At 49.0% G+C, this 13,344-nt stretch carries 14 protein-coding genes; all 14 read right to left on the bottom strand.

The features are described from left to right. Positions 1 to 10: 10 nt before the first annotated feature. Positions 11 to 1,609, bottom strand: coding sequence for a spore germination protein (locus tag AC2TF5_RS08905; protein ID WP_491301815.1), 1,599 nt, complete (start codon positions 1,607 to 1,609; stop codon positions 11 to 13). Between the two features lie 269 nt (positions 1,610 to 1,878). Next, on the bottom strand, positions 1,879 to 2,988 hold the full coding sequence (eutH, locus tag AC2TF5_RS08900) for an ethanolamine utilization protein EutH (protein ID WP_491301814.1): 1,110 nt from the start codon (positions 2,986 to 2,988) through the stop codon (positions 1,879 to 1,881). Positions 2,989 to 3,012: 24 nt separating this feature from the next. Beyond that, positions 3,013 to 3,555: a BMC domain-containing protein gene (locus AC2TF5_RS08895; RefSeq protein WP_491301813.1), complete on the bottom strand. Its 543-nt coding sequence runs from the start codon at positions 3,553 to 3,555 to the stop codon at positions 3,013 to 3,015. Further along, positions 3,548 to 3,823, bottom strand: coding sequence for a EutN/CcmL family microcompartment protein (locus tag AC2TF5_RS08890; RefSeq protein ID WP_491301812.1), 276 nt, complete (start codon positions 3,821 to 3,823; stop codon positions 3,548 to 3,550). Before AC2TF5_RS08890 ends, AC2TF5_RS08895 begins: the two co-directional genes overlap by 8 nt. 15 nt (positions 3,824 to 3,838) lie before the next feature. Further along, positions 3,839 to 4,549: an ethanolamine utilization protein gene (locus tag AC2TF5_RS08885; protein WP_491301811.1), complete on the bottom strand. Its 711-nt coding sequence runs from the start codon at positions 4,547 to 4,549 to the stop codon at positions 3,839 to 3,841. 27 nt (positions 4,550 to 4,576) lie between these two features. Then, positions 4,577 to 5,203 (bottom strand): ethanolamine utilization phosphate acetyltransferase EutD, encoded by a 627-nt coding sequence (gene eutD / locus AC2TF5_RS08880; RefSeq protein WP_491301810.1) that lies wholly within the window; start codon positions 5,201 to 5,203, stop codon positions 4,577 to 4,579. Positions 5,204 to 5,213: 10 nt separating this feature from the next. Beyond that, on the bottom strand, positions 5,214 to 6,014 hold the full coding sequence (locus AC2TF5_RS08875) for a cobalamin adenosyltransferase (protein WP_491301809.1): 801 nt from the start codon (positions 6,012 to 6,014) through the stop codon (positions 5,214 to 5,216). 138 nt (positions 6,015 to 6,152) lie between these two features. After that, a complete protein-coding gene (gene pduA / locus AC2TF5_RS08870) occupies positions 6,153 to 6,443 on the bottom strand; it encodes a propanediol utilization microcompartment protein PduA (protein ID WP_106766209.1) in 291 nt (96 codons plus the stop codon). Positions 6,444 to 6,533: 90 nt separating this feature from the next. After that, positions 6,534 to 7,988, bottom strand: a complete 1,455-nt coding sequence (locus tag AC2TF5_RS08865) for an acetaldehyde dehydrogenase (acetylating) (protein WP_491301808.1) — start codon at positions 7,986 to 7,988, stop codon at positions 6,534 to 6,536. Between the two features lie 26 nt (positions 7,989 to 8,014). Next, a complete protein-coding gene (locus AC2TF5_RS08860) occupies positions 8,015 to 8,740 on the bottom strand; it encodes a BMC domain-containing protein (protein WP_491301807.1) in 726 nt (241 codons plus the stop codon). Positions 8,741 to 8,752: 12 nt separating this feature from the next. Beyond that, positions 8,753 to 9,406, bottom strand: coding sequence for an ethanolamine utilization microcompartment protein EutL (gene eutL / locus AC2TF5_RS08855; RefSeq protein ID WP_491301806.1), 654 nt, complete (start codon positions 9,404 to 9,406; stop codon positions 8,753 to 8,755). Positions 9,407 to 9,427: 21 nt separating this feature from the next. Continuing rightward, entirely contained in the window at positions 9,428 to 10,384 is a 957-nt protein-coding gene (eutC, locus tag AC2TF5_RS08850; RefSeq protein ID WP_491301805.1) for an ethanolamine ammonia-lyase subunit EutC, read from the bottom strand. Between the two features lie 18 nt (positions 10,385 to 10,402). Next, positions 10,403 to 11,767: an ethanolamine ammonia-lyase subunit EutB gene (locus AC2TF5_RS08845; protein WP_491301804.1), complete on the bottom strand. Its 1,365-nt coding sequence runs from the start codon at positions 11,765 to 11,767 to the stop codon at positions 10,403 to 10,405. A gap of 29 nt (positions 11,768 to 11,796) precedes the next feature. Next, the gene (eutA, locus tag AC2TF5_RS08840) at positions 11,797 to 13,227 is read right to left on the bottom strand and encodes an ethanolamine ammonia-lyase reactivating factor EutA (RefSeq protein ID WP_491301803.1); all 1,431 of its coding nucleotides are present in this window, start codon (positions 13,225 to 13,227) and stop codon (positions 11,797 to 11,799) included. Between the last annotated feature and the right edge of the window lie 117 nt (positions 13,228 to 13,344).

Genomic DNA, 13,344 nt, shown 5'->3' with positions numbered 1-13,344 from the left:
CTTTCCATGCTTATTTTTGAGATTTGCGGGAAGAAGCGCTGGTTTGCCGCTTAATATTTTTCTGACTGATCAATCGCGGGCGGGAAACCATCAGGCCGTGAGGAAACCGGAAGAGAGCATCCTTGTTGTCGCTGGGAATCAAAGGTGCAAGCGGCGTCATATAAGGGACGCCAAAGGTTCGCAAGCTACAAAGATGCAGGACAAGAGCGATACAACCTACGAAAATGCCGAACAATCCGAAGGAAGCGGCGATTCCCATGAAAGGAAAACGCATCATCCGAAGAGCGATGGACATGTTGTAGGCAGGCAGTACAAAGCTTGATATGGCTGTGAGTGAGACGACAATGACCATGGCGGCGGAGATAATTCCGGCCTCAACGGCCGCTTGCCCGATAACCAGCGTACCCACAATGGAGACTGCTGCTCCAATGTACTTTGGCATGCGGACGCCAGCTTCACGTAAAATTTCAAAGGTAATCTCCATCATGAGCGCCTCGATGAAGGCGGGAAAAGGAACGTTTTCCCGCTGCGCTGCGAGCCCGATCAGCAAATTAGTCGGCAACATTTCATGGTGAAATGTTGTAATGGCAATATATAACGATGGAGCCAACAAGGCGATAGTGGCTCCGCCATAACGAAGCAACCGGACAAAAGTGCTGATATCTGCCCGTTGATAGTAATCTTCCGCAGCATTCAGGAAGGAGACAAACGGCGCCGGGACGATAAGTACAAACGGAGTACCGTCGACCAGGATCGCCACTTTTCCTTCCAACAGCTCAGCTGCAATGACATCAGGCCGCTCGGAGTGATACATGGTCGGGAAGGGAGTTCGCGTTTCATCCTGAATCAATTCCTCGATATATCCAGTCTCCAGAATAGAGTCAATGTCGATGCGGTCCAGCCGAGCATGAACTTCTTCTACGATTTTGTCATTCGCTATGCCCTTGATATACATAATGCCTATATCCGTTTTAGTGACTCGGCCGATTTGTTTGGATTCCAGCCACAGACGTGGATCCTTGATTTTACGCCGGATCAAAGCTGTATTGGTACGCAAGGATTCTGAGAAGCCTTCACGTGGGCCTCGGACCACATTCTCTACGGCAGGCTCACCGACACCGCGATCCCTCCATCCTCTCGCGCTCGCTGCTATACCCTGCGATTCGCCGTCGATGAGAATAACTGCATCTCCGGATAGCAGCGAGTGATATAAGGCTTCAAAGTCCGAAAGATCATGGATGTCGCCAAAAGTTAGGGCTTCATCTTTTAGAGTCTGTATAATATCTGATGAGGAATCCGACTTCCGGTCAATAGAATCGGAATCATCTCCTTCTTTTTTTTGCATTAATGATTCCATAATATAGTCGTTTATGACTTTTCCTTCTGCCAGCCCGTCGGTAAACAGGATTGCAAGGGTTCGGCCGCCGGCGGGCGCATATGGAATTTTCCTTATAATGAGATCGGTGCTGTTACCTAGGCTCTCTTGAATTTGCTTAACGTTTTGCTCCAGACTCTTGCTGAGCACGTCAGCAGGAGGATCCGTCTGAATCTCGCCGTTTTCAGCAGGCGATTTTTTGATTTTATGAGGGCTTCTTTTCCGAAAAATCATGATGTTCTTCCTCTCGCGGTCATCTTTATCCCCATTATTACCTTAGTGGCTTTTGATAAACCCCAGAAAAAGAGGAATAGGAAATTCATTTTTCTCTCATTCCGGTTCAGCCGAGCAATTTGTATGTAGTTTCAAGGACATTATTTGTGGTATAAAAAAAATGCCCCGCAGCCGATTGCTCGGCATACGAGACACAAAGTATGAGAATCCCTTAGTAGGAGATGAACCACTATTCAACGGATTCAGCCGATTAGGCTGAATCCCAGGTCTTAAACAGCCTCTTGCTGTTCAACCTTCGGTTCGGCCGCCATCTTTTTAGACAGATAGACGGCAACGAATATCGCGGTAATCCCGCCAACGATTTTCCCGACAATCATCGGGAAAATCATCTCTTTAGCTACCCCTGCTGTAAAGCCGAGGTGATCACCGAACACAAATGCGGCGGACACGGCAAAGGCCACATTGATGACCTTACCCCGAGCGTCCATGTCTTTCATCATGCCAAACATCGGGATAACGTTGGCGAGTGTAGCTACCAAACCCGCTGCTGCAATCTCATTCATGCCGAGCAGCTTGCCCAGCTTCATCAGCGGTTTGTTAAACACCTTCGTAATAACAAATACCATAGCAAAGGCACCAGCCAACACAATGGCAATGTCGCCGACAATTTGAATACCTTCCTCAAGTGGAGCCATACCAGGAATAATCGTGATATCCGTCAGCTGTTGTGTAATACCAACAGCAAGTCCCAGTGTTGCAACGATAACAATAAACTGTCCAAAGATAGTGAAACCTTTGATCATGCCTTGCGGGAATTTCCACAAGCCAAGCACGATGAGCACCGCGAACAGGATGATTGGCACCAGATTGGATAAAATCATTCCGATGGAGAACCCTGCCACAAGGCCCCCGATCAAGCATCCAAGAGGAATCGTAACAATACCAGCCAACACACCGGTGGCCATAAATTTATGGTCTTCCTTTTTAATGATGCCAAGTGCAACTGGAATGATAAATACAATCGTTGGTCCCAGCATTGCACCTAAAATAGTACCGGCAAACAAGCCTGCCTCAGGATTCTGAGCCAGCTCCATAGCGAGTGAATAACCACCCATATCGTTAGCTAGCAACGTGGTTGCGAACATTGCTGGATCCGCTCCCAGCGCAGTATACAGCGGAACGACAACCGGGCTTAACAGCTTGGCCAATACCGGAGACAGGGAGATGATCCCTACCATCGCCAGCGTGAGCGAACCCATGGCCATAATCCCTTCATCGAATTGGTGGCCCAACCCGAATTTGTACCCGATGCACTTGTCGATGGCACCGAGAACCATGAAAATAACCATGCCGTAAATGATGATTTCGTTGATTTCCACGAACGTGCTCCTCCATTCTTACTATCAGAAATGTTGTTTGATTTCCTCGGACGGGGAACGCAGCACGGTATTGTGAATAATCCGTTTCTGATCAATGGAGGACTCGAACACCTTCATCCCCTGCTCAACGTCGCTGACACTACCCGTGAACACGGCGAGGAACTTACCGCCAATCGCCATGCCGAGGTTCATTTTTTTCACATGAATATCACACTGCTTCAAAGCTTCATTCAATGCAAAAATACCGGAAGACACTGTAGCCGTCTCTACAATTCCAACGGCATCCACAGGCCGGGAAGAATAACGCCGTTTCAAGCCCTCCACGATATCGGAATGAACGCCGTTCAGCACGAAATCGCTTATTCGGAATTCACCCGCCGCCGTCTTGGCTGTGTCCATCGCTTGCTGCACGTCTGCCGTATCGCCGCTCATGATGATGAGGAACTTGCCCGGACAGATCGGCTTCAAATGATGTATGTTGACAGGAGAAGTCTTCAGCATGTGATCCGCCGTCTCGTATCCTTTACTTATGCTGCGCAGCTCAACTACACCAATCGCGCTACTCATGGGTTACCTCGATGGAATCAACGATACCCACAATTACTGCGTCAACAGGCACGTCCGTATTGGCAAAAGATGCTCGGGCAGCGCTTCCCGTTGTCACGAGTACGGTGTCCCCGATGCCTGCTCCCGCGTTATCCGCAGCAACGAAATAGTCGCGCTCTACGGGTGCATCGTTATACGATAAAGGCTTGACCACCAGGAAGGTCAGACCGTTCAGCTTGTTGTCTTTTCGGGTAGCCCAAAGACTGCCCATCACTTGTCCCATGATCATAGGTTCACCTCATCGTTATCTTCTGTGTACCTGCATCTGCTGCATTCGCAAATAGTCCTGAGCGAGCGGCGTAATAATACTGTTCCGATCGATCACAATCTCTTTCCGGTTTTGGTTTTGAAGACGGTATTTTTTCAGTTCGGCTTCGGTAATGACTTTGCGGGTCAGCACTTCAGGTTGTGGGAAAACATCAGTATGTTCAATAGCGGGAGACGATTGCTGAATATCCTCCGATCGTCCATCTTGCAGACAAGCCATTAGCAGTTTCGACTCTTTGACTATCTGGATACCGTAACTGCTCAGCTTATCTGCAAATCCGTCATACAGCTTGTACAACAGCACAGGTGCTGTTGACTTGTATTTCCGGTAAAGTAAACCCTCTTCTAGAGCAATAACCTGTCTTCCTTTCAACAGCATCGTCAGCACGAACCGCTCACGCTGGCCCGCACTTATGCCGTTGCCAAGATTGGACAGCAACTGAAGACACAGCTTCGGAATGATCAGTACATCGCAATCTCTAAGCGACTCGTCGTAATATCGCACCTCATAGTGTTGATTCAGCATGCTCTCCAGTTCCGGTAACGGTTCCACGGTCAGCAATACTGCCTGCTTCTTGAGCACAGGTACGGTTGTTGGTTCATTCGATTGTGCCTGCTGCAGCCTCTTCATCACTTCAGCCGTAACGGCTTCAATAATTGCAGCTCGATCCAGAACTTCTATGTTCATTTTTTCACACCCCTAAACCTAGATGCTCTATTTCAAAATTTTTCCCTTGGTGCCCCTCGTAAAGCCACATGCGTTTGCCTCGTCATAATCGATATGCATGTATGTTTCATAGTTAGGGCTGACACGAACCAGCACATCGTCGAAAATAAGCGGGCGCTTGCCGTTTACCTTCACTTGTACGATTTCGCCGTTCGTCACGTTTAATTTCTCCGCATCCTCTGCTTTGACATGAATATGCCGCTGAGCTGCGATTAAACCACGATCCAGACGAATCATATTGCTGCCTGAAGCGATGACGATGCCTGGCGTTCCTTCCAGCTTGCCGCTTTCTTTCACAGGAACGGGTACTCCAAGCACAACAGCATCCGTAAGCGATACTTCAACTTGTGATTCTTTACGCTCCGGTCCAAGCACAACAACATTATGCAGCGAACCTTTTGGCCCGATTAGCGTAACGCGCTCTTTGCAAGCATATTGTCCCGGTTGGGAAAGATCCTTCGCTTTGGTCAATTGATGACCTTCACCGAACAAGGCATCAATGTCCTTACGGCTTAAATGCACATGCTTACCGGATGCTTCAACCTCGAAGCAAACTTCTTCCTGCACCCGCTTGATTACTTCATCTATGATGCTCTCTACCAGTTGATTATCCATTATTCTCACCTCATGAGTTGTACTGTCCTACACGGATTCGGAACATGATAATCCAGAATAATGAAGACAATCGGTTCAGCGTCCGAATGATATCTTCACGCTCTGCTTCTCCATGTTCCTTTTTGAAGGCTTGATAAGCCAACAATTCCGTTTCCCTCGTCAATGTGCGCAACGCATTTATAACAACAACCGCTTCGCCCATTTCATAGCTGGGTTGAAAATGTTCCAATCCAAAATACTTCTTGGGAAAATGAGACTGCTCTCGCAATTCCTTAGGCGTCATCCCAAGCAAGTGAAATTCCTCTATACTTTCGCTTAACACTTCACACCGTACGATTCGCCGTACAAATTGCAGTATTTCTTCCAAATCATCTACCAGCTTGGTCATATTCAGCTTAAAACAGCTGATTTGTGCTTCTAATAGTTTGGTTTCTAATGAATCCAGCTTGCCGCGGAATAATATCCGAGGATGGTCTTTAAACACAAGCATATTCCCATACAAATGCGTCATATGCTCTGGCTTCGTTTCCAGAAAACCGCCATATAGCGTTCGAAACCGTTTTTTCCCTTCGGTTTGTGGTTCAGTATCCAAGTTCTTAGTGATTTGAAGCTTGACATCCTTCTTGGGAGCCGGCGTATCCACTGCGGTCCCAGGAGACTCCACATAACGAAGCTCAATCTGATGATCGGTCAAAAAGCTTTTGGCCGATGGCGTCAAAATGGTCCCTGTCGCTACTTCGTATACGGCAACCTCTTTCAAATTCTGATTTCGAAAGTGCTTGCGCAATTCGCTTTCCGTTATCACAGCCATATTCTCACATCCTTATACATGCGGTTGTTTCATCCGCTGACGATGGGGTTCAAGTTGACAGGTGGAGCACAGGGTGCGGTTAGTAGCCCGCACCCTGTTTCCATCCTAGTCTTTTAGGCTTGTTTTGCGAATCAGCAATTATTCTGCGATTTTAGTCTTAGGCAGAATTGCATCTACTTCTGTGTGTGGTCTTGGAATTACATGTACGGACAGCAATTCACCAACACGCTCTGCTGCTGCTGCACCTGCATCAGTAGCTGCTTTAACAGCGCCTACGTCACCGCGAACCATAACCGTTACGAGACCTGCACCGATTTGCTCTTTACCGATCAATGTAACGTTAGCTGCTTTCACCATTGCGTCTGCTGCTTCGATTGCTCCTACCAAACCTTTTGTTTCTACCATTCCCAATGCGTTTGCGTTTGCCATGATAAAATTCCTCCTAATGTTTGTTTTGATTTATGTTAATTAGTGAATCAACTTTAGTTGGTACTGCTTTTTTGTTTCTGCTTTTTTGACTTACATTTTTTCAAGAATGCGAGCCACAATCATGTCAATGAGCTGCTCTTTATCGCCTAGATCGATGCTTGCAGCTTCTGGCTGCTCTACCAAATCTTCGATTTCCATCAGACCGTATGCTACTCTGCGGATATTAAGCAGATTTAATGGACTGATATTGTCGGATGTCGAGCTTCCACCAACTGCGCCGCATCCAAGTGTGAGCGCTGGTGCGATTGCTGTTGTTGCACCGATGCCGCCAAGTGTACCCGGCGTATTTACGAGCAGACGGGATACCGGCTTCTTCAGAGCGAATTCCCGTACGATGTCTTCATTTTCTGAGTGAATGACCATCGTATGTCCGGCGCCTTCGCCATTCAAAATCTCGATGCAGCGCTCGCATGCCGATTCCCAGCTGTCTTCAGTGTAGAAGGCCAGAATTGGGGCCAGCTTCTCGCGTGAATATGGAACTTTTGCTCCGACACGAGTCTCTTCGGCAATCAGCACACGCGTACCCGCTGGGATATTCAAGTTCGCCAGCTTAGCGATATGCTCTACACTGCGACCAACAATTTGCGGGTTCATCGTGCCGTTAGCGCGCATGATGAATTTACCAAGCTGAGCTGCTTCTTCTTCAGTAAGGAAATAAGCTCCTTGCTTTTTGAATTCAGCAACAACCGCTTCCTTGCTGCATGCTTCAACTACAACCGATTGCTCCGATGCGCAAATCGTGCCGTTGTCAAATGTTTTGGAATCCATAATGCGTTTAACTGCAAGCGGAATGTTTGCACTCTTCTCAATAAAAGCAGGGCCGTTGCCCGGACCAACGCCGATCGCTGGTGTACCGGATGAATAAGCCGCTTTGACCATCGCCGTTCCGCCGGTAGCCAGAATCAAGGCAACATCGTTGTGCTTCATCAATTGATCGGTTCCTTGAATCGTCGGAACTGTCATGACTCCGATAGCACCCTCTGGGCATCCAGCTTGGACAGCTGCTTCACTGATGATCTTCACCGTTTCCAAAATGCTCTTGAGCGCATTCGGATGCGGGGAGAACACGATACTGTTACCGGCCTTGAGCGCAATGAGCGCCTTATAGATAACAGTCGATGTTGGATTTGTTGACGGAATCAAGCCAGCAATAACGCCGACAGGTACAGCAACCTCCATCACCTTATGTGCTTTGTCTTCCTTCAGCACACCGACCGTCTTCATATCCTTGATCGACGCATACACCTGCTTCGAAGCAAATGCATTCTTGACGATCTTATCCTGCCAACGGCCAAAACCTGTTTCCTCATTGGCCATCTTCGCCAGCTTCTCGCGATGCTTGTAGCTCGCATCGGCAACCGCTTTGACGATTGTGTCAATCTGTTCTTGCGTCATGTCGGCCAATTGGACTTGTGCCTCCTTGGCCTTCTTGATTAGATTTCGGACTTCTTGAATGGATCTTAGGTCTTTATCCAATGTTTCCATCAATACTCCTTCTCTCTGTTACATTTTTACGAACTGGCTTTTTTCTTGTTCTTAGTTCGCTTCGCTGCCGGTGCAGGTGCTGGCTTCACAAGCGGATTGTTACCATTCTGGTTTTTCTGTGCACCGATTGGTTTCTCTACAGTTGCTGCTGTATTGACTGCAGGCACGGCGTCCGTCTGGTCGGAAGCTGACTTGACTTTGTCGGCTTCCTTAGTGACCGTTGCTGATCCCAGTTTCGCCTTATTAGCTTGTGAATCCTCTGCAACGGCAGGTTCCTTCGACTCAGCAGCCTGCTCCACCTTAGCCTTCGTGGCCGTAGCGGCCTTTTTTGCCTCAGTTTCCACGTTTGCCCCAGCCGCATCCGATTCTACAGCTTCGGAGGTTGCAGATACTTCTTCACCAATTGAACTCCCTGCGTGATCTCCAGCAGAGACTTTGGCAGTGTCTTCTTGATGTTCTTGTCTTTCGTCTGTGTCAACTGGATTCGCAACCATAGCGACCGTTTCTTCATGCAATCGTGCAATCACATGCCTTGTTACCAGCACATCCAGTTGAGTAGCCGCCTCTGCTCCCGCTTCCACGGCAGCTTGTACAGCACCGACGTCACCGCTCAGCTTGACCGTCACCAATCCGCCCTTAATAATCTCCACGCCGATGCAAGTAACGCTTGCCGACTTCAAGGCAGCATCAGCTACAGCGACTGCCCCCAGGTACCCTCTTACTTCAACCAACCCTAACGCGCTATGTCTCATTTGCCGCTACCCTTAATAACTCGTCGGGTTATCTGCGACGAATTGGACAGCGTCTGCAAATGCATCACATGCTGCCTTGCAGGCCGACTGGCTGCCTGTCAATAGTGCGCCACCGAAGTTGGTTTCGGAAGGTGGGCCATAGAAGGCTGTAATCGACACATCGGCGGCCTTCAGCGCTGCATCGAGCGCGTACATCGCTTCAAGAGGAGGAGCGATCAAATACGCCAGTGACTCGCCTTCTTTGATGCCCGCGGTCTGGGACAAATACGTGCCAGTACGTGAAACGCAATGAGCGAAATAAGTAATGCTATCATCCTCATTGGCACTAACAAAATGAGCGCCACTCTCGATAAAATCAACAACAGCGTTCAAGCCGCTGCGAACTTCCTCGGGACTTGGTCCAGCCAAAATCCCGATAACCTCGCCCGCCAGCTTCGTCGATGCATTAGCCGATCCGGCATAGAAGCTTTTTGCATAGACAACATCTACTACTGCTGATTTTGTTGCTTCATCTAATGCCGCATAAGTGACATCGTCGATGTCAGCGGTAATGATCCCCAAGCTTTTATGGTACGGCTTCAGCTCCAGCTTGCTTGCCATATCCATGCTTACGTTGGAAATGAGCTTTATGCCGAGCACCTGTGCATGAATCGGTTCATTTCTCATACGAGCGCCTCCTTGCCTTCCCTATAATTTCAAATCAATGCCTGATGCTTTGCGGTCAATCATCGTCTTGATCAGTTCAGCAATATGCGCGCCAGCTTCAACCGCTGGTGTTCCGCCTGAGTGAATGTTGGAGATAACCGTGCGTCTCGCTTCAGGCATACCCACAGTCGGTTTATATGCGATATAAGCACTCATGGATTCTGCTGTTACGAGTCCAGGACGTTCTCCAACTAACAAGCACACTACATCCGCTTCAGTTACATCGCCAATTACATCCATCGAAGGAACACGGCAATGCTTAACGAACAATATATTGCCTACCTCGAAGCCATACATTTTGAGCCCTTGCGCAATGGCTGGCACAATGTCGCGCAGATTGGCTTCAATCGCAGCTGAACTTAAGCCGTCTCCAACCATAATCTGCACTTTGGCCTGCTTGGTCGTATGCTGCTTGATATGCTCGATGGTATCTGCAGAGAACTGACGGCCCAAGTCCGGACGTGTAATGTATTCATCTTTGTCCCGGCACTTTGTTTCCACCGGCACAAGATTCATTTCCTTTACGAACTCCTCAGACACATAGGAGAACACAGCATCTTGAGCAGCGGCATGGTCGGCACGGAATCGAAGCGACGTAATCGTCTTGTAACGCGGGCCTGCACGCCACACTCCAAGACGGGCTGGCGTCTTTTCCTTCATTTTCATGTACCCTTCGCGATCCGCTGGTTCAGGAACGAGCAGCAACTTGCGAAGGTCAATCTCCGTAATGTCATCCAAACATTCGCCATCGTCAGTTTGCTCTTCTGCTGGCATGTTTGCCTGCACAAGCCCGCCTACGTTCGGCTTCGTTTCCTCTGTTTGCACCACAGGAGCTTCAGTTTGCACAGGTTCTACTGCTACTGCTTCCTGCTCCGACTTGTTTCCTACCATTTCGTTCAAAATCGATTCAATCATCGATTTCAGATCCTTTTCGTTCATGAAAGCTTCCTCCTTCCCTTACTTGAGAAACACTGACGCGTCCCCAGCTCTTTTAGTCAGCTTGCCATTTTCGATGAAGCCCATTTTTTCCATCCACTGTTCAAATTCCCGGATTGGACGCAAGCCGAGTAATTCACGCAGCGTCGCGGTCTCGTGATATCCGGTTGTCTGATAGTTGAGCATGACATCGTCCCCATGCGGGATACCCATGAAGAAATTGCAGCCTGCTGTGGACAGTAGAACTGCCAAGTTTTCCAAGTCGTTTTGATCAGCCTTCATATGGTTCGTGTAGCAAGCGTCGCAGCCCATGGAAATGCCCGACAGCTTACCCATGAAGTGATCTTCCAGTCCAGCGCGAATAACTTGCTTCGCATCGTACAAATATTCAGGACCGATGAACCCAACCACGGTATTAACAAGGAATGGGTTATATTTCTTCGCAAAGCCATAGCAGCGTGCTTCCATCGTCACTTGGTCAATCCCGTGATGGGCTTCGGAAGACAGCTCCGAACCTTGACCTGTTTCGAAATACATTACATTGGGACCGGCTACCTGACCGTGTTGCAGCACAAGCTGCTGTGCTTCCTCGATTGTTGCTGCATTAAAACCGAACGCTGCGTTACCTTTTTCCGAGCCTGCAATCGATTGGAAGATGAGACCTGTTGGCGCGCCTCGCTTAACGGCTTCCATTTGAGTGGTAACGTGGGCCAGCACGCAAGTTTGCGTCGGAATCTCCCACTTCTGCCGGAACTCTTCGAACCGCTTCAGGACGCGTGTCACGCTCTCCACAGAATCATCCACCGGGTTGAGCCCTAATACCGCGTCCCCGATACCAAAGGTCAAACCTTCCATCAAAGAAGCCATGATTCCATCGGGATCGTCGGTCGGGTGATTCGGCTGCAACCGTGCTGACAAGGTACCCGAACGGCCAATCGTCGTATTGGCGCTCGCCGTAATTCGGATCTTCTTCGCCCCGTACATCAGGTCAAGGTTAGACATAATCTTGGCGACTGCTGCCACCATCTCGGCCGTAAGCCCACGGGACACACGCTTGATGTCGGCTTCGGTTGTGTTCTCGTTCAAAATCCACTCCCGAAGCTCCTCCACTGTCCAGTTCTGAATTTCGCTATAAATGCGTTCATTCACCTGATCCTGAATAATGCGGGTAACCTCATCCACCTCATAAGGTACCGCTGGATTGTTGCGCAAGTCCTTCAATGTAATTTGGGACAACACCACCTTAGCGGCCACTCGCTCCTCCGATGAAGTAGCCCCCAATCCAGCCAGCATATCCCCTGATTTTTCCTCGTTTGCTTTCGCCATAACTTCCATCAGCGTATTGAATTGATAGACTCGGCCAAATAGCTTAGTTTTTAAAATCACAAAAGCTCCTCCTTTCAAATACAACTCGATTAGTTAAACACAAGCGTTTTAATGACGACGGGCAATACTTTGCCGTTCGCAATCGGCTTGCCGATGTCGATATAGTCGCCGTTGTCAACTTGAACGCTGTCGATGCAGACGACATCCTTCTTATAATCAAGCAAGCCATACAGCGTCTGCCCCAGCACCTTCGCCATATCATGATGGACAATCACAATGAGCGGGTACTCTAGTTGCAGCAGTTCTGACATTCCTTTGTACAATCCTTGGGCATATTTCTGCACCTCTTGGAAGCTCGGACTGTTCTTCCCTTCCAGCGCAATGGCGACCTGCTGCAGATCATTGTTCAGCTTGAACCAATTCAGCTTGTCAGCAATGGCTTGCGCCAGCACATCACTGCTTCCCGATTCATCCATCACAGCAAGTTTCAGGATCGGAATATTCTTGATCGGAAAGCTCTCTTCCGTATAGGTGATCGTGCTTCCGCTGATCTCGGTCGTGTGGGAACCGGCCCCCACGACGGTAGCCCGAATGGTCTCGGCTGAACGCGCTACTGTCATCTGCTGCGTCAACGGAGAAGCGGCAATTGCTCTTCCGAGCAATATCCCGATATCTCCATACTGGAACACATCACCCGACGCTTCCTGATAAATGTAGTCGGCCACCCCTCCGGAGAAGGAAATGCATGGAATCGTCCGGTTCAGCTTCAGCCCTTTGTTCGTGACGATAGTATCGTAGAAGTCACTTGGCGGCAGGAGGCCGACACTTTCTTCGAGTAGCTTCACCATCTCGGCGATAATCGGTTCCAGATCAATCGGGGTTACCCGCTGGCCTAAAACCAATTTCAATCCCCGTCGCTCTGCGAGCTGCTTGATCTTTGGTGCGATATAGGTAATTTCATGTGTTCCATGGTCAACCTTGATCAGGCGGCCTCCGATGTCTAAACATCCCGTGTCCAGCAACTCTCCGCCAGCGAACAGCGCCAGATTGCTCGTGCCGCCGCCAATGTCGATATTAACAATGGAGGTGGAATGCTCTTTGGAGTACGTATGGGCACCCGCTCCTTTAGCGGCAATAATGCTTTCCAGATCGGGACCCGCGGTAGCGACCACAAAGTCTCCAGCAAAGCCGCTTAACGACAGCAGCACTTCATTTGCGTTTTCCTTGCGAGCGGTCTCGCCAGTAATAATGACGGCACCTGTCTGAATCTCATCCTTTATGATGCCTGCCTTCTCGTACTGCTCCTGCACAAAGGTCTGGATCTGCTGCATATCGATCCGATTGTCTTCAAGCACAGGCGTGAAACAAATATCGCTGCGATAGACCACTTCTTTATCCGTAATGACCAAGCGAGGCACCGAAAAAGAGGATGCCATGTTCTGAATATGGAGCTTCGACAACACGAGTTGGGTTGTAGATGTCCCCATATCGATGCCAACACTTAGCAATTGCTCGTTCACTTCTCTCACCCCCATCGCTTGATTTCCAGAACATAAACATAAAAAGGCTTAAAGTAATAACCTCCCGCTTGACCGGAAATGGTTAACTTTAAGCCTCATTGCTTATTAGACTACACC

Source organism: Paenibacillus sp. JNUCC 34, assembly GCF_058269055.1.
This window is presented reverse-complemented; position numbering and strand designations above follow the sequence as displayed.

Coding starts and splice junctions, on each gene's coding strand:
- AC2TF5_RS08860 (WP_491301807.1), bottom strand. CDS start 8,740: ATGAGACATAGCGCGTTAGGGTTGGTTGAAGTAAGAGGGTACCTGGGG.
- AC2TF5_RS08890 (WP_491301812.1), bottom strand. CDS start 3,823: ATGATCATGGGACAAGTGATGGGCAGTCTTTGGGCTACCCGAAAAGAC.
- eutD (WP_491301810.1), bottom strand. CDS start 5,203: ATGGATAATCAACTGGTAGAGAGCATCATAGATGAAGTAATCAAGCGG.
- AC2TF5_RS08875 (WP_491301809.1), bottom strand. CDS start 6,014: ATGGCTGTGATAACGGAAAGCGAATTGCGCAAGCACTTTCGAAATCAG.
- eutL (WP_491301806.1), bottom strand. CDS start 9,406: ATGAGAAATGAACCGATTCATGCACAGGTGCTCGGCATAAAGCTCATT.
- AC2TF5_RS08905 (WP_491301815.1), bottom strand. CDS start 1,609: ATGATTTTTCGGAAAAGAAGCCCTCATAAAATCAAAAAATCGCCTGCT.
- AC2TF5_RS08865 (WP_491301808.1), bottom strand. CDS start 7,988: ATGGAAACATTGGATAAAGACCTAAGATCCATTCAAGAAGTCCGAAAT.
- eutC (WP_491301805.1), bottom strand. CDS start 10,384: ATGAACGAAAAGGATCTGAAATCGATGATTGAATCGATTTTGAACGAA.
- AC2TF5_RS08885 (WP_491301811.1), bottom strand. CDS start 4,549: ATGAACATAGAAGTTCTGGATCGAGCTGCAATTATTGAAGCCGTTACG.
- pduA (WP_106766209.1), bottom strand. CDS start 6,443: ATGGCAAACGCAAACGCATTGGGAATGGTAGAAACAAAAGGTTTGGTA.
- AC2TF5_RS08895 (WP_491301813.1), bottom strand. CDS start 3,555: ATGAGTAGCGCGATTGGTGTAGTTGAGCTGCGCAGCATAAGTAAAGGA.